The sequence below is a fragment of the uncultured Salinibacterium sp. genome, assembly GCF_963974405.1.
Lineage (GTDB): Bacteria > Actinomycetota > Actinomycetes > Actinomycetales > Microbacteriaceae > Rhodoglobus.
In genome coordinates this window covers 1,149,657-1,165,624 of the sequence record NZ_CAXBBH010000001.1, presented here as the reverse complement: position 1 = coordinate 1,165,624, position 15,968 = coordinate 1,149,657, and the positions used below count along the sequence as shown (strand labels likewise).

17 protein-coding genes are annotated in these 15,968 nt (G+C 60.6%); 6 read left to right on the top strand and 11 right to left on the bottom strand.

Annotated features, from left to right (window positions below; translation table 11 throughout):
• Position 1: 1 nt before the first annotated feature.
• The 3 genes from lepB to AACZ26_RS05715 all read right to left on the bottom strand — a co-directional run bounded on the left by lepB (position 2) and on the right by AACZ26_RS05715 (position 1,786).
• Positions 2 to 757 carry a signal peptidase I gene (gene lepB, locus AACZ26_RS05725; RefSeq protein ID WP_339619822.1) on the bottom strand — a complete coding sequence of 252 codons (756 nt, stop codon included), beginning with the start codon at positions 755 to 757 and terminating at the stop codon, positions 2 to 4.
• 65 nt (positions 758 to 822) lie between these two features.
• Positions 823 to 1,170 (bottom strand): 50S ribosomal protein L19, encoded by a 348-nt coding sequence (gene rplS / locus AACZ26_RS05720; protein WP_129071803.1) that lies wholly within the window; start codon positions 1,168 to 1,170, stop codon positions 823 to 825.
• A gap of 130 nt (positions 1,171 to 1,300) precedes the next feature.
• Positions 1,301 to 1,786 (bottom strand): MFS transporter, encoded by a 486-nt coding sequence (locus AACZ26_RS05715; RefSeq protein ID WP_339619817.1) that lies wholly within the window; start codon positions 1,784 to 1,786, stop codon positions 1,301 to 1,303.
• 71 nt (positions 1,787 to 1,857) lie between these two features.
• On the opposite strand from AACZ26_RS05715, the gene AACZ26_RS05710 reads away from it, so the two are divergent.
• Both AACZ26_RS05710 and map read left to right on the top strand, forming a co-directional pair.
• Positions 1,858 to 2,484, top strand: coding sequence for a TetR/AcrR family transcriptional regulator (locus AACZ26_RS05710; protein ID WP_339619814.1), 627 nt, complete (start codon positions 1,858 to 1,860; stop codon positions 2,482 to 2,484).
• The gene (gene map / locus AACZ26_RS05705) at positions 2,481 to 3,248 is read left to right on the top strand and encodes a type I methionyl aminopeptidase (protein ID WP_339619811.1); all 768 of its coding nucleotides are present in this window, start codon (positions 2,481 to 2,483) and stop codon (positions 3,246 to 3,248) included. The genes AACZ26_RS05710 and map overlap by 4 nt, the downstream gene beginning before the upstream one ends.
• 38 nt (positions 3,249 to 3,286) lie before the next feature.
• Here map and trmD read toward each other — a convergent pair whose 3' ends face one another.
• The 6 genes from trmD to ffh form a co-directional block, all read right to left on the bottom strand.
• Positions 3,287 to 3,973, bottom strand: a complete 687-nt coding sequence (trmD, locus tag AACZ26_RS05700) for a tRNA (guanosine(37)-N1)-methyltransferase TrmD (RefSeq protein ID WP_339619808.1) — start codon at positions 3,971 to 3,973, stop codon at positions 3,287 to 3,289.
• Between the two features lie 16 nt (positions 3,974 to 3,989).
• Complete coding sequence (gene rimM / locus AACZ26_RS05695; protein WP_339619805.1) at positions 3,990 to 4,619, bottom strand: ribosome maturation factor RimM; 630 nt, start codon at positions 4,617 to 4,619, stop codon at positions 3,990 to 3,992.
• Positions 4,620 to 4,622: 3 nt separating this feature from the next.
• Positions 4,623 to 4,859: an RNA-binding protein gene (locus AACZ26_RS05690; protein ID WP_339619803.1), complete on the bottom strand. Its 237-nt coding sequence runs from the start codon at positions 4,857 to 4,859 to the stop codon at positions 4,623 to 4,625.
• Between the two features lie 3 nt (positions 4,860 to 4,862).
• Entirely contained in the window at positions 4,863 to 5,324 is a 462-nt protein-coding gene (rpsP, locus tag AACZ26_RS05685; protein WP_339619801.1) for a 30S ribosomal protein S16, read from the bottom strand.
• Between the two features lie 195 nt (positions 5,325 to 5,519).
• Positions 5,520 to 6,302, bottom strand: a complete 783-nt coding sequence (locus AACZ26_RS05680; protein ID WP_339619799.1) for an LLM class F420-dependent oxidoreductase — start codon at positions 6,300 to 6,302, stop codon at positions 5,520 to 5,522.
• Positions 6,303 to 6,392: 90 nt separating this feature from the next.
• Positions 6,393 to 7,955: a signal recognition particle protein gene (ffh, locus tag AACZ26_RS05675; protein WP_339619797.1), complete on the bottom strand. Its 1,563-nt coding sequence runs from the start codon at positions 7,953 to 7,955 to the stop codon at positions 6,393 to 6,395.
• Positions 7,956 to 8,032: 77 nt separating this feature from the next.
• Between ffh and AACZ26_RS05670 the strand changes: the two genes are divergently transcribed.
• Entirely contained in the window at positions 8,033 to 8,914 is an 882-nt protein-coding gene (locus AACZ26_RS05670; protein ID WP_339619795.1) for an LLM class flavin-dependent oxidoreductase, read from the top strand.
• A 51-nt stretch (positions 8,915 to 8,965) separates the two neighbouring features.
• Positions 8,966 to 9,487 carry a gamma carbonic anhydrase family protein gene (locus tag AACZ26_RS05665; protein ID WP_339619793.1) on the top strand — a complete coding sequence of 174 codons (522 nt, stop codon included), beginning with the start codon at positions 8,966 to 8,968 and terminating at the stop codon, positions 9,485 to 9,487.
• A gap of 15 nt (positions 9,488 to 9,502) precedes the next feature.
• Here the strand turns inward: AACZ26_RS05665 and ftsY are convergent, their stop codons facing one another.
• Positions 9,503 to 10,372: a signal recognition particle-docking protein FtsY gene (gene ftsY, locus AACZ26_RS05660; protein ID WP_339619791.1), complete on the bottom strand. Its 870-nt coding sequence runs from the start codon at positions 10,370 to 10,372 to the stop codon at positions 9,503 to 9,505.
• A 93-nt stretch (positions 10,373 to 10,465) separates the two neighbouring features.
• On the opposite strand from ftsY, the gene AACZ26_RS05655 reads away from it, so the two are divergent.
• Positions 10,466 to 11,029 (top strand): histidine phosphatase family protein, encoded by a 564-nt coding sequence (locus AACZ26_RS05655; RefSeq protein WP_339619789.1) that lies wholly within the window; start codon positions 10,466 to 10,468, stop codon positions 11,027 to 11,029.
• 35 nt (positions 11,030 to 11,064) lie between these two features.
• Here AACZ26_RS05655 and smc read toward each other — a convergent pair whose 3' ends face one another.
• Positions 11,065 to 14,709, bottom strand: coding sequence for a chromosome segregation protein SMC (smc, locus tag AACZ26_RS05650; protein WP_339619788.1), 3,645 nt, complete (start codon positions 14,707 to 14,709; stop codon positions 11,065 to 11,067).
• Between the two features lie 183 nt (positions 14,710 to 14,892).
• Here smc and AACZ26_RS05645 point away from each other — a divergent pair, with 183 nt between their 5' ends.
• Positions 14,893 to 15,963: a GNAT family N-acetyltransferase gene (locus tag AACZ26_RS05645; RefSeq protein ID WP_339619787.1), complete on the top strand. Its 1,071-nt coding sequence runs from the start codon at positions 14,893 to 14,895 to the stop codon at positions 15,961 to 15,963.
• Positions 15,964 to 15,968 lie beyond the last annotated feature (5 nt).

Sequence of the window (15,968 nt, the reverse complement as noted above, 5' to 3'; positions counted from 1 at the left end):
TCTACTCAGCGTTCTGCGTTACCCGCTGAAAAGTCGTCGGGTAGTTGTCGAGCACGCTCCACCGATCGGTGGGCCAACTGATCAAGAAAGCGCGCCCAACGACGGAATCCATCTTCACGAATCCACCCGTGGGGTCATCTTTGTGAAAAGACGAGTCGGCAGAGTTGTACCTGTTGTCACCCATGACCCAGATCGAGTCGTCAGGCACCGTGACGGAGAAGTCATTTTCGGTTGCTTTTGTCACAGCATCCGGCAGCTTGATGTACGGCTCTTCGAGCGGGATGCCGTTGACAATCAACTGGCCGAATTCATTGCAGCATTCCACGGTGTCGCCTGGCAGCCCGATGACACGTTTGATGAGGTGATTGCTACTGTCTGGGGCGCTCAGTCCGACAAAGGCGAGAACGCCATCGACAGCGCCCACAAACCAGTTCTGCGGTTCTTGAGAGATTGCGGGAAGCCAGCCGCCCGGATCGGTGAAGACAACCACATCGCCATGGTCAACCGGGAAGATTGCAGGCTCCAGCTGATTGACCAAGATGCGGTCATCGATCTGCAGAGTATTCTCCATCGACGACGATGGAATGTAAAACGATCGAACCAAGAACGTCTTGATCATGAAGGAGATGAAAATCGCGGCCACAACGATGACCAGCAGATCGCGGAGAAATAGCTTCCATCCTGCGGTCTTCTTGGCCGCGTGGCGGCTCTCATCGTGCCTACGCGGCAGCGCGCCATCAACAGTATTGTTTGTCATTTAACCCCAAAGCTCCCAGCAAGCATATGCCGCCGGGAGCCGTTGGTTTGTGAATTGCGAGAGTGTTAGTTGTCGCGCTTCTCTTTGATCTTTGCCTTCTTGCCGCGAAGATCGCGCAAGTAGTACAGCTTGGCGCGGCGAACGAGTCCACGCGAAACGACCTCAATGTGGTCGATTACTGGGGAGTGAACGGGGAAGGTACGCTCAACACCCACCTGGAAGCTCACCTTGCGGACCGTGAAGGTCTCGCGAACGCCGTGGCCCGAACGACCGATGACAACGCCCTGGAACACCTGAATACGCGAACGCGTACCTTCGATGATGTTTACGTGAACCTTGACGTTATCGCCGGCACGGAAGTCAGGAATGTTGTCTTTGAGAGACGCCTTGTCGACGCCATCGAGGATATGCATTATTGATCGCTCTCTGCGCCCGCCATGAGTCGAACGCACCTAGTTAGATAAGAAAAGTTGTGCTTCAAGCGATTACGACGCCCTCATGGCAGAGTCGTGCGCGAGCACAATCGATAATTCTGCCACACATTCAGTCGAAAGTACGATTCTCCTCTGCCTCAAGGATAATCACTCGACCATTGTTGAGGTTCTCCCCCGGCCGGGACGGTCGCTGCGCCTCACGCTCGAAACCCTCAACGAGGCTCGTAAAGCGGTTACGCGTCTCGGTGACGAGTTGCCACAGTGCGATCCAGAATGCCGCGATGGCGACAATGACGATGAGAGCGGCCGGGAAGGAAGCATCAACGAAACCATAAACGATGATCGCTGCGTGCCACACCGTGAGCACTCCAGCATCGATCCAGGAGACGCTCTTCGAGCTGCGCACGCTCTTTCTTGCGGTCGTGAGTCCGGCGATAGCCAACAGCACAACAGCCAAGATGGGGCACAGGATGAGGAACAGCACGAAGTCCCACCCCACGCTCGAACCGTAGATGCCGCGAGCAATCAACACCCACAGCGGCAATACGATTACAGCGATGAATTGCCAGTAGTAAAAAGCACGCCTGATCATCATGGTTCACAGGGTATCTTCGAAGTGCTCAGGAATGCTGAGAAGAACCGCTCCGAAAGACATAGGTAGTTTCCGTGCCAAACCCGGCGAACATCCGCACCCAGCCAGTGCAGGAGCGGAGTGCTGAACGCATCAACGTGCTCCTCGATGCAGCAGCAGTGCTGCTCGACGAAGTCGGGATCGACGCCCTCACGACGAGCGATGTGTCGAAGCGAGCGAACTCCTCTGTCGGCGTCATTTATCGCTACTTTCCCAACATCCAGTCTCTGCTTCGTGGTCTCGCCGAACGAAACTTCAAGAAGTATCGCGCCGGGCTCAACGCAACTCTCGAAAAGCGCGCAACGAATGCCCTTGAAGCACTCAACGCGGCGATCGATGTCTATGTTGAACTCTGCCGCACTGAGCCCGGCTTTCGCGTGTTGTCTTTCGGAAACATCATCGACCGCCGTTTCAACGTCGACCGCAAGAGCAACAACACGGCGCTGGCCGAGATCTTGACCGACCTACTCACCACCACCTACCAGGTTCCCGCCTCAGAAGAACTCGCATTCGACATCGAAGTGACGGTGCAAATCGCCGATTCGCTGCTGGAACGTGCATTCTTGTATAACCCACGCGGCGAAGAACCGTTCATCACCAGACTTCGAGAGTTCATCGCGCAACTCTTGGCACCGCACACGAAAGAGGCACCCACCGCATGATCGAGTTGAGAACCCCCGCCGAAATCAATGAGATGAAAGCGGCTGGCGAGTTTGTGGCCAGCGTGCTGACGGCCACGCAAGCGGCATCCAAGGTGGGCACAAACCTGCTTCAGATCGACGCGCTCGCCCACAGCATGATTCGTGAACGCGGCGCCGAGAGCTGCTACATCGACTACCACCCCTCCTTCGGCGCTTCGCCGTTCGGCAAGGTCATTTGCACCTCAGTCAACGATGCCGCGCTGCACGGCCTCCCCCACGACTACACCCTCAAAGACGGCGACCTTGTCAGCCTCGATTTCGCCGTTTCGGTCGACGGATGGGTTGCTGACTCAGCGATCACCTTTGCCGTCGGCACCCCGCGCGACGAAGACCTCAAATTGATGGATGCCACCTCACGCGCCCTCGACGCCGGCATCGCTGCTGCCATCGTCGGCAACCGCATCGGAGCCATCTCTGCTGCGATCGGCGATGTCGCTTATGGTGCTGGCTACGAAGTGAACCTCGACTTCGGCGGTCACGGCGTAGGTCGCGAAATGCACGGCGACCCGCACATCCCCAACGACGGCAAATCGCGCCGCGGCATGCCCCTGAAGCCAGGCCTCGTGTTCGCGATCGAGCCGTGGCTCATGATCGGCACCGACGAAATCTTTACGGATGATGATGGGTGGACCTTGCGCAGCATCGACGGTTCCCGCGCTGCGCACTTCGAGCACACCGTCGCAGTGACTCCCGAAGGTCCGCTCGTTCTGACTGCCCGCGCGTAGCTGGGCTGGGGGTAGGGCAACACGGCAAGAGCGTTGCGCTACTCTCCCTCAGGCAAGAGGTCGGGCCGCACCCGACGAGTGCGCTCGAGTTGCTGCTCGTGACGCCAATCGGCAATCGCTTTGTGATTGCCACTGAGCAACACCGCGGGCACTGACCGTTCACGCCACGTCGACGGCTTCGTGTAGCTGGGGTACTCGAGCAGACCCTGCTCGTGGCTTTCTTCAGTGAGGCTTTCTGGGTTGCCGATCACACCAGGCACGAGTCGACCGATTGCTTCAATCATTGCCATCGTCGCAACCTCACCACCGTTGAGCACGTAATCGCCGAGACTGATCTCGCGAACACGAACAGTGGATGCCGCATAGTCGATCACTCGCTGATCGATGCCCTCATAGCGTCCGCACGTAAAGAGCAGATGCTTCTCCTGCGCCAACTCGCGGGCCGCTGCCTGCGTGAAAGGAACACCGGCAGGAGTCGGAACGATCACTACCGTATCGGGCGTGAGCGTGGCATCCAGCGCTTCACCCCAAGGTTCTGGACGCATCACCATACCCGCGCCACCGCCATAAGGAGTGTCGTCAACAGTGCGGTGCCGATCGTGCGTGTAATCCCGCAGATCGTGCACGCCGAGCTCGATAATTCCACGCTCGCGCGCCTTGCCGAGGAGGGAAATATCGAGCACCCCGAAAAAATCGGGGAAGATCGTCAGAATGTCGATGCGCACCCGTCGACCCTAACCGCTAGTCGGATTCGGTGACGTCGGTGGCGTCGTCAGCTACCGCATCGGCGGCGGGAGCTTCAGCTGCCGGCGACTCATCCGCAATCTCTTCGAAGAGCCCGGGCGGCGGCGTGACAACCATTTCGCCCGCTTCGATATCGACGCTCGCCACGATCGACTTCACGAACGGCACAAGAACGTCGCCGTTCTCCGTCGTGACAGTAAGAAGGTCTTGCGCAGGGAAATGATCAACCTGTGCGAGCGTTCCGACCTGCTTGCCGTCACGGATGACTTTGAGCCCGATGAGCTGGTGGTTGAACCACGCATCTTCTTCTGGGGCCTCGTTGGGATCGTGATCGATCCACAGAATAGCTTTCACCAGCTTTTCTGCAGCACTGCGGTCAGGAACGCCCTTGAAGAACGCGACCGGCTGTGCGTTGAACCACTTGAGCTCGACGAGCTCTAGTGTCTTTCCGTGCCACGGAGAACTCGTGGGCACTTGGAGAGAAAACACGGCGCCCGGAACGAAACGACGTTCCGGGGCATCCGTGTACATCTCAACCTTGATCGCTCCCTTAAGCCCGTGAGCTTTCGTCAAGCGCCCCACTCGCAGCTGTGTGCGACCTTCGCGGGGAATCTTTGCTTCGCTCACTGTCTAGAAGTCAGTGTCGACGACGTCGACACGCACCTTGCGACCATCGGCGAGAGCCGTGATCAGCGTGCGCAGAGCTTTCGCGGTGCGACCAGAGCGACCGATAACACGGCCGAGATCCTCTGGGTGCACGCGAACCTCGAGAAGGTCACCGCGCTGCGTGTTCTTTGCAACGACCTGAACCTCCTCGGGGTGGTCAACGATTCCCTTGACGAGATGTTCTAAAGCGGGAGCGAGCAATTGCTAGGCCTTGTCTGCGTCGGCGGCAGCCTCGTCAGCAGCAGGAGTCTCGTCTACGACGGGAGCTTCAGCAGCTTCTGCGGCGGGTGCTTCTTCAGCCTTGGGCTCAGTCTTCTCAGCCTTGGGCTTGAGAACAGGCTTCTTCTTCTCGTCAGCCTGGAATTCAACCTTGGCTTCCTTCACCTTGACGGTGCTCTTAGCGTTCTTGTCACCCTTGAAGATGCCCCAGTCGCCGGTCAGCTTGAGGATTGCCTCAACCTGCGGGCTAGGCTGCGCGCCAACGCTCAGCCAGTACTGTGCACGCTCGGACTCGACCTCGATGAACGAGGGCTCCTCGGTGGGGTGGTACTTTCCGATTTCTTCGATGACACGACCATCGCGCTTGGTGCGCGAGTCGGCAACGACGATGCGGTAGAACGGTGCACGGATCTTGCCCATGCGCTTCAAACGAATCTTTACAGCCACAATTCTCCTGATTTAAATGTTTATTGGTGGCGAACCGCTAGCCGTGAGCGTGGGGGCACACTCGGCAGAAAAGCTCTAGTGGATTCCATCCGGGCCTGATTAGAGGGTCGGGCTACGGAGGACTCAACCGCCTATTCTGCCAGAGTTTTGCACGCTTCGGGAACCGACAGCCAATAATGACCCAAACGGGTGCCGTTAACCGTTCTGCGCGTCACGCCACGCGAGCCACTGCTTGGCCGCGGTGAGGTCGTATTCCGGGCCCGTAATGCCCAGCGTGAAGAGAGTGATGCCCTGCTCGCGCATGCTGTCAGCATCTTCAACGCTCTTGTCTCGCAGCTCGTTAGAGATCTCAATCTCGTTGATATCGCGACCTACGGCGTCACAGTGGCCGGCGAGAACGCTGAGCTTGTGCACGAGTTCGTCACCGGTGGCGAAGCTGTGCCAAATGTCGGCGTGCTTGGCCACGAGCTTGAGGGTCTTCTTCTCTCCCCCACCACCAATGAGTACGGGGATTTTGCGGGTCGGCGCCGGGTTGAGCTTGCTCCAGCGTGACTCGATGCGAGGCAAGGCCTCGGCGAGAGCATCCAACCTCGAACCGGCGGTACCGAACTCGTAGCCGTATTCCTGATAATCGCGCTCGAACCAACCTGAACCGGTGCCGAAGATAAAACGACCGCCACTGATGTGGTCGAGGGTGCGGGCCATGTCTGCCTGCAGGTCGGGGTTGCGGTAGCTGTTGCAGTTCACGAGCGTGCCGAATTCGACTCGGCTCGTCATTTCGGCCCACGAGGCGAGCTCGGTCCAGGCCTCAAAGTGCAGGCCGTCTGGTTCACCGTAGAGCGGGAAGAAGTGATCCCAGTTGAAGAGAACGTCAACGCCCAACTGCTCGAGCTCGATTACACGGTCACGAATGACCGAATACTCGGCATGCTGGGGTTGAAGCTGAACGGCAATACGAACGGGGCGGCTCTGAGTCATGACTCCACAGTATCCCGAGGTAGCGACACGACGAAGAGGTCACTGCGCTCTACGACGATCGCCGAACGCATCCAGCGCCCTGAGCGCGCGCTAGCGACCGAGGAACTTCTGCAGGCTTTCCAGCTCTTCAGGCGAGGGACCACCTGCGGGAGCCTTCGAACCGCCGAGGCCGAATCCTGAGCCAGAAGGAGCAGAGGGAGCAATCGCGCCCTGAGCGCGCGCCGCGTCTTCTGCAGCACGCTTCGCAGGGTTGCCCGACTTGGAGCCCTTTTTCTTCTGGTTCTTCTTCGACGCCTTGCCGCCGTGACCGCCGGGGATCGGGCCCATACCCGGAATTTGCGGCACGCCACCCTTCGCCACGGTCTTCATCATCTTGGCAGCCTGCTCGAATCGGTTCACGAGAGCGTTGACCTCGGTCACGGTCGTTCCCGAACCGCGAGCGATTCGCACGCGGCGAGACCCGTTGAGCAGCTTCGGCATCGTGCGCTCTTGCTTCGTCATCGACTGAATGATGGCCTCGGTGCGCGTGATCTCAGACTCGTCGAAGTTGTCGAGCTGCTCGCGCATGCCCTTCGCTCCGGGAAGCATGCCGAGCATGCCCTTAATCGAGCCCATGTTCTTGAGTTGCTGCATCTGCTGCAGGAAGTCGTCGAGCGTAAAGCTGTCAGTGGCGAACTTCTCCGCAACCTTGCGCGACTCTTCTTCGTCGAAGGTCTTTTGCGCTTGCTCGATAAGGGTGAGGATGTCACCTAGGTCGAGGATGCGGCTCGCCATACGGTCGGGGTGGAACGGCTCGAAATCGTCGAGGCCTTCACCCGTGGAGGCGAACATGATCGGGCGGCCAGTGATGGAGGCAACAGAAAGCGCTGCACCACCGCGAGCATCGCCATCAAGTTTCGACAGCACAACACCCGTGAAGTCGACACCCTCCTGGAAAGCACGAGCGGTCGTCACGGCGTCTTGACCGATCATGGCGTCAATAACGAAGAGCACTTCGTCGGGGTCGACAGCCTTACGGATGTTTGCTGCCTGCTTCATCAGCTCGGCATCCACACCCAAACGACCAGCGGTGTCAATGATGACAACATCATGCTGCTTGTCTTTAGCAAACTTCATGGCCTGCTTTGAGACCTTAACCGGGTCGCCCTTGCCATTGCCGGGCTCAGGAGCGAAGACCGCAACGCCAGCCTGCTCAGCCACCACCTGAAGCTGCGTGACAGCGTTCGGGCGCTGGAGGTCTGCTGCCACCAGCAGCGGAGTGTGGCCGTCGGCGGCAAGCCACTTCGACAGCTTTCCGGCCAGTGTCGTCTTACCGGCACCCTGAAGTCCCGCGAGCATGATGACCGTCGGTGGGTTCTTCGCGAACTGGATGCGACGCGCCTCGCCACCCAGAATCGTCACGAGCTCGTCGTTGACGATCTGCACGACCTGTTGCGCCGGGTTCAGCGCGCCAGAAACCTCATGGCCAAGAGCACGTTCGCGAACTCGAGCCGTGAACTCCTTAACAACCTCGAGCGCAACGTCAGCATCGAGTAAGGCGCGGCGGATCTCGCGAACGGTGCCATCGACATCCGCTTCGCTCAGTTTGCCCTTGCCGCGCAGGTTTTTGAAGGTATCCGCGAGGCGGTCGGTGAGATTTCCAAAAGTGGCCATGATCACACCAGTTTAAGGTGTCTTTCGTCAGCCAGCGACCCCACGCCGCCGACAGAGGCTCCGAGTAGGGTGAGAACGTGAGACACGGAATCGTCATACTCCCCCAACAACCGTGGGCTGAAGCCCAACATCGCTGGATTCAGGCTGAAGAACTCGGCTTCGATCACGCCTGGATTTACGACCACTTGTCGTGGAGGACTCTCGCTGACGAGCAGTGGTACGCCACCATTCCCACGCTTACGGCAGCCGCGAGCGTGACGAGCCGCATCGGGCTCGGCACCTTTGTCGCCTCGCCCAATTACCGGCATCCGGTTCCCTTCGCGAAAGAGCTCGCGACACTCGACGATGTGAGCGCTGGCCGCTTTCTGCTCGGCGTTGGCTCAGGCGGCACTGGCTTCGATGCGACGGTGCTCGGTCAGAGCGAACTCACCCCGCGCGAGCGTCATGCTCGGTTTGAAGAATTCGTGCGCGGCCTCGACGAACTACTGCGCTTCGAGGATCCCGGCAGCGGCGGCATCAGCTTCAGCGGCGACTGGTTTACCGCAGTGAATGCGCGGATGGTCGGGGCCCCCGCCCAGCGACCACGCTTGCCCTTCGTGGTTGCCGCCGAAGGCCCGCGTGGGCTCCGCCTTGCCGCCGAATTGGCCGATGGCTGGCTTACTCTCGGCCGCACCGCCGACACCCTCGCCGAGTGGTGGCAGATTGTCGCCGACACGTCTGCGCGCATGGATGATGCCCTCGAGAAGGCAGGCCGAGCATCCGCCAGCCTCGATCGCTACCTCAATCTGGATGGCGCACCCCAGTTCAGTCTCGAGAGCGTCGACACCTGGGAAGACGCCGTCGGGCGCGCCACCGTGCTGGGCTTTACCGACGTCATTGGGCACTGGCCGCGCGCCGACGGCATCTACGCCGGCAAAGAGAGTGTGCTGATCGAGGTCGCCTCCCGGTTCTCGGCGTGAATGAGCACCGCACGCTCGAAGCCAACACAGGCCACGCGCTAACTTAGAGACATGACTGCTCTTATCGTGACTCTTGCCGGACACACACCCCAGGTAGCCGACAGCGCCTTCGTTGCGCCCACCGCTGCTCTCATCGGCAACGTGACGCTCGGCGAGCGGGTAGGCATCTTCTACGGCGCCGTGCTGCGCGGCGACACCGACGCCATCACGATCGGCGAAGGCTCCAATCTGCAAGACAACGTCACGGTGCACTGCGATCGAGGCATCTCAACCACCGTAGGGGCGGGCGTTAGTGTGGGTCATGGCGCTGTGCTCCACGGTTGCACTGTGGAAGATGACTGCCTCATCGGCATGAGCGCCACCGTGCTCAACGGTGCAGTAGTGGGAACCGGTTCGCTCGTTGCCGCAGGCGCGGTCGTGCTCGAAGGCACGGTCATCCCACCCGGATCACTCGTTGCCGGAGTGCCCGCGAAGGTCCGCCATGAACTTAGCGACGACGAGAAAGCTGGCATTCGCAATAATGCGGCGCTTTACCTCGAGCTGTCGGCTGCGCACAAGGCAATCAGCAACTAGCGGAGTTGCCGCAACCTAGCCGACGAGACCCTGCACGTACACGTGGGGCGTGAAACCGGTGAGGTCGTTGATGCCTTCACCCTGGCCAACTAGCTTGATCGGAATGCCGGTGCGCTCCTGAACCGCGAGTACAAAGCCACCCTTCGCTGAGCCATCGAGCTTGGTAATAACGAGGCCGGTCACGCCAGCGTGCTGAATAAACGCTTCCGCCTGAGCGACACCGTTTTGGCCCGTCGTTGCATCAAGCACGAGCAATACTTCGGCGATCTCGGTCTGCTTTTCGACAACCCGACGAATCTTGCCGAGCTCATCCATTAGGCCGCTCTTGGTCTGCAAACGACCAGCGGTATCGATGATGGCAATGTCGATACCCTCGCGTTGGGCGCGCTCGACTGTCTGGAACGCGACGGATGCCGGATCTTGGCCTTGCTGCTGGGGACGCACAATCTCGGCTCCCCCGCGCTCAGCCCACGTCGCCAACTGCTCAACAGCGGCAGCACGGAACGTGTCGGCAGCGCCCACAACCACCGTGCGGCCGTGGCCCACGAGGAACTTCGTGAACTTGCCGATCGTCGTGGTCTTCCCAACGCCATTGACGCCCACAACCAGCACGACCGCGGGGCGGGCGCTGAGCGTGAGAGTCGGGTCGAGACGCGCGAGACGCTCCTCGAGGGTCTCGCGGAGCATACGCTTCAAGTCAGCAGGATCGTCGGTGCGGTACTTAGCAACGCTCGCCCGCAACTCGTCAATGACCGACTCGGTGATGTCGGGGCCAAAATCGGCCGAAATCATTGCGTCTTCGAGATCGTTCCAGGTGTCAGCGTCGATCGTGTCGCGCGCGAACATAGATTTGAGTGCGCCCGAGAGCGACCATGATGCTGCCATACGTACAGGTTAAGGCAGGGAAGCGCCCGCGCCCTACCTGCCGCACACTCCGACGTGAACGTGACTGTCATCGTGCCGCGCTAGGGTTTTTGGATGCTCTCATTGATTCGCCATGGCCAAACCGACTGGAATGCTGCTGGACGCATGCAAGGCTCCAGCGATATTCCCCTCAACGACACTGGTCGCCAGCAGGCGCAGGATGCCGTCGAGGCGTTGCGCGGCACCGACTGGGATGTGATTGTCAGCTCTCCGCTGCAGCGCGCCCGCGAGACCGCGCAGATCATCGCTGACGGGCTCGGCCTTGAGTTGGGACGCAGCTACAACCTGCTGATCGAACGCAATTATGGCGAGGGCGAGGGCCTCACGAAGGCTGAGATCGATGAGAAATGGCCCGATGTTGAGGTGTATCCCGGCCTAGAGTCCTTGGACTCCGTAGTGAAGCGCGGTATTGCCGCTCTCGATCAGGTGTCTGCCGATTACGGCGATAAGAAAGCCATTGTGGTGTGCCACGGCACGATCATCCGTTACACCCTGTCTGAGCTTGCGGGGCGCGACTTTGACCACATTCTGAATGGCTCGATTTCGACCATTGAGCGTCTCAGCGACCGCTGGGCTGTGCGCACCGTCAACGGCGAACCCCTCGCGTGGATGGACTAGACCACAGTCGACACAAGGCGCTTCACGCGAGGCGCTTAAACCGCTTCGCTTGAGGCAGTCTCTTTCGCGACGCGCTGCCCCACAACGGCGCTGATTCCGTCGGAGCGCATGCTCACGCCGTACAGAGCATCCGCGATTTCCATCGTGCGCTTTTGGTGCGTAATGACTATGAGTTGGCTCGTTTTGCGCAGATCTTCGAAGATCGCGAGCAGTCGGCCGAGGTTGGCGTCATCGAGCGCAGCCTCAACCTCATCCATGATGTAGAACGGGCTGGGGCGCGCCTTGAAGATGGCAATTAAGAGGGCGACAGCAGCGAGCGAGCGCTCACCACCGCTCAGCAGGGACAAGCGCTCGATCTTCTTACCCGCTGGCTTCACAGTAACTTCAATGCCGGTCGTGAGCAGGTCATCCGGGTTCGTCAAAAAAATGCTGCCGGTGCCCCCGGGAAAGAGCACAGGGAACACGTCGTTGAACGCGTTCTTGGTGTCTTCAAAAGCGCTCGAGAAGATCGTTTGCATCTTGTCGTCGAGCTCTTCGATGATCGTGAGCAGGTCTTTGCGAGTGTTCGTGAGGTCGGTGAGCTGCTCGGTCAAGAACTTGTGCCGCTGCTCGAGCGCATCGAACTCTTCGAGGGCGAGCGGGTTGACTCGGCCGAGCCGAGCAAGTTTGCGTTCTGCTTTCTGCAGTCGCGCCTCTTGTTCGGAACGAACAAAGGGACGCCCGGATGCCGCGGGCTCGGCGCTCGCATCGGAGTCGCCGTCGCTGCTACTCTCGTCACCGTCGCGGCTCACGCTGTGCGCAGCATCGCCGTCAGTGGCATTCTCGCCCGCAGAACTCTCGTCGGACGGATCCGCGAGTCGATCGTCAGGAACGGGCACGTGCGGGCCATATTCCGCAACGAGCACATCTTCAACGAGACCGAGTTCTTCGCCGGATCGTTCGAGCAGGCTGGAGAGGTGCAGTTTCTTTTCGTAGATCTGCATTTCGAGCCCGTGAACGCTGTCGCTCACGGCAGAGAGTCGTTCTCGCAGCGCCGATTCTTCACGGCGGAGCCCGGAAAGCTCTTCATTCTGGGCCGAGCGTTCGGCTTCTTTCGAGGCGAGCGAGACGCGTGCTTCGGACAGCGACCGGTCGACCGAATCAAGCACGGCAGGAAGCATGTCGACGACTTTCGTCGCGGAGGCGATCTGACGTTGACGGATAACGGCCAGTCGAGCCTGCTCTTGGGCTGCTTCACGCTCACGTACGAGCTGCGCTGCCAGCTGTTCGGCTCGGGCTCGCTCGGCGCGCACACGCTCACGGACGGTCTCCATTTGGATGCGCAACTCGACTTCGTGAGCCCGGGCGGCATCCACTTCGGCGAGCATCGGCTCGCGTTCGGAAACGTCGAGCATGGGGCGTGGCGCCGCTTGGTATTTGTCGGCGGCTGTTTGAGCGCGCGCAACTTCGGTAGTCGCCTCGGCCACTGCTTCTTCGGCGACGTCAACGGCGCGGGCGAGTCGATCGCATTCGGCCTGAGCAGCTTCGGCCTGAATGCGGTGGCGACCGAGCAACTCAGATTGCGCGGCAAGCTGCGCGTCATACTCACGCAAGGCTCCGAGAGCGGCTTCGGCATCCGCTTTCGCGGAGGTGAGTTCACGGCGCTTCTCGTCGAGCTCGAAACTTGTTCGCTCAATCTGGCTCGTGACAACACCGAGCTTGTCGGCGGCGGCATCCCGCTCGGCGACCAGCTCGAGGCGCGAACGCTTGGCGCCAGAGCCACCGCGCAGAACGAATTGCGTGAGAACGTCGCCGTCACGGGTAACGAAGGTGAGTTCGGCAGAGTTCGAGAGCGAGCCATAGGCTGCGCGGGCAGCCTCAAGGTCGTCAGCAATGAGCACGTGAGTGAGGAGGCCGTGAACGCCATCCGGGGCTGTGACAACGTCAGTAGCGGGCACGGTGCCAGCCGCGCTTCCCAACGACACCGACTGCTTCGCGGCGTTCGCTACGACAACTTCGACGCGACCGAAATCGCGCGAGGCAGACTCGGCAAGCGCGTCGATCGCCGAATCACGGTCATCGGCGAGCACCGCGTCTGCGAGCGTTCCGAGAGCGGCAGCAATCGCCGCTTCGTAGCCGGGCGTGATCTTGACGTGCTCAGCAACGAGACCGCGGATGCCCGAGAGTGTGGCCGCGACGAGAGCGCTCGAGCCGTCTTTTTGATCAACAGCGAGCGACAGCGCTGAATTACGGGCAGCGAGCGCATCGCGCTCACGCTCGGAGGCATGGAGGGCTTCGCGCAGCGCTTCGATCTCCGCTTGGATGCTCGAGACCTTCGCCTCGCTGGCTTCGTACGCGCTGTCGAGGGATCCATCGCTGTCGATTGTGGAATTACCGGCCTCGGCTTCGAGGGCCTCAAACTCCGCCTGGGCTGCCTCGCGACGAGCCTGAGCTTCTGCGAGCGCCTGCTGCTGGCGCACGAGCTCGCCCTGGGCTGCCGTCAGAGTGGAGGTGGCGACTTCAACGCGAGCGGTGAGTCCGGCGCTCTCCAACTCGTGGCGCGAAACGAGCGCGCTTTGTGCGGCGATTTCTTCGTCAAGCGAGTCGAGCGCGGCCTTCGCCGTGGCGGTTGCCGCAGCGGCGGCGGCGACAGCTTTTTCGGCATCCGTGACACCGGCAGCGAGAAGGTCGGCTTCCGCGTTGACTTCGTCGACGAGGGTTTGGCTGACGTTATTGCTCGACACCGGCGCCTCGCTTTGCTGCCCCAGAAGCGAGAGTCGCTGATTGGCGAGCGTGTAGAGACTGCGCAGTCGTTCTTGAACGGATTCGAGGCCGAAGGCCACACGGCGGGCCTCGTCGACGTCGTCACCAACTTGCGCCTGTTCGAGGCGGGCCTCGCGCAGCTTGTTCTGGTCGAGCTGCTCTTGAAGCACGATGCGCTGCGTTTTGCGTTCGCTCTCGCTGCGGCTGAAGTCGTTGATGCTCGAGCGCAGTTCGACAACTTCGTCCGCAAGGAGGCGGGCGCGGGCATCCCGAACGATAGACGCGATGGAGGCCGCCTCTTTGGCAATCTCGGCCTGCTGACCCAGCGGCTTGAGCTGACGGCGGATCTCGCCCGCCAGGTCAGAGAGCCGCGTGAGGTTGGCCTGCATGGCGTCAAGCTTGCGCAACGTCTTCTCTTTGCGACGACGGTGCTTGAGGATGCCGGCTGCTTCTTCGATGAAACCGCGACGGTCTTCGGGGCTGGCATGCAACACCGCATCCAGTTGGCCTTGACCAACAATGACGTGCATTTCGCGACCGAGACCCGAGTCGCTCAACAATTCTTGAACATCGAGCAGACGGCATTGAGTGCCGTTGATCGCGTATTCGCTGCCGCCGTTGCGGAACAGGGTGCGACTGATGGTGACTTCGCTGTATTCAATGGGCAGCGCGCCGTCAGCGTTGTCGATCGTGAGTACGACCTCGGCACGACCGAGCGGGCCCTTCGTAGCTGTACCCGCAAAGATGACGTCTTCCATCTTGCCGCCGCGCAAAGTTTTGGCACCCTGCTCGCCCATAACCCAGGCGAGAGCATCCACGACATTCGATTTGCCGGAACCGTTGGGGCCGACGACACACGTCACGCCCTGTTCGAACGCAAAAGTGGTCGGTTGAGCGAACGACTTGAACCCCTTGAGGGTCAAACTCTTGAGGTACACGTCACCGCCCTGTCTCTGCTGGCCAAGTTGCTGGTCAGAACCTTGGTATACGGTACCGGATGCGCGGGGTTCCGCCGTTCTGCCGCGCAGAGCATGGCACCACGGACTCTAGCGCTGCGCGCCCTCTCGGCGTATTCTGGTCGGCTACCTCCGTAGCGCCTTCCCTCGCAGATTGGTGCACTCATGTCAGAGATCGAGATTTCGCCCCTCGATATCCCTGTCGTTGTCGCCCCGGACGGTTCGGATGACTTCACTGTCGCGAACACCCTCCGCAACAGCACTGATGAAATCGTGGCGCTGTATCCCGAACTCGCTTATGACGCTGCTGTCGAAATCGGCGTGTGGCAGCCCAGTGAATTCGCCGAGCGCACCATGCTCGTCGCTCGTGACAACGACCGCATTGTGGGGCGTGGTGACTACGAGACGCATGTGGGCGAAGAAGCAGATACCGCGTGGATCAACGCATTCGTTCATCCTGACTACCGCCACCGCGGCATTGGCAGTCGGCTCCTCGCCGGGTTAGAGAAAATTGCGGCGGATGCTGGCAAGCGCAAGGTCCACATGTATGTGCCGACCCTCCCCCGCGACGGTGCGCTCCTCGCCGCCCCCACAGGCTACGGTGCTGTTCCTCGTGATGCCGCCGGTGTCCAGTTTCTTCAGAAGCACGGCTACAGCTTTGAGCAAGTCGAGCGCGTGAGCCGACTTGCGCTTCCTGTTCCCGGCTTGCGTTCTTTAGTCGATGACGCCATCGCACGCTGCAGTCGGGACTACGCCGTTCACGAGTGGGTCGGATCGTGCCCGGAACAGTGGCGGGAAGACCTCGCGTTGCTGTACACCCGCATGAGCACTGATGAACCGAGTGCTGGCCTTGAGCCTCCGGAAGATGTCTGGACGGTTGAACGTCTCATGGAGCACGAACGACGACTCGCGAGCAGCACCGTGACAACCGTGTACGCGGCCATCGAGCATGTCGAGTCGGGTGAGCTCGTTGCGTACACCGCTCTCACCGTGCCGGAGCAGCTGGAGCTCGCTGTGATTCAGGACAACACGATCGTTGTGAGCGAGCATCGCGGACACCGCCTCGGCAATCTGCTGAAGGTGCTCAATCTCGCGCATCTCGAACGAGTCACCCCGGGCCACCCCTCGGTCGTTACCTATAACGCTGAAGAAAACCGCCACATGCTTTCGGTCAATGAGGCCGTCGGCTTCGAGCCCATCGGTTACGAGAGCGCGTGGAAGAAAGAGCTGCGCTAGCGGCA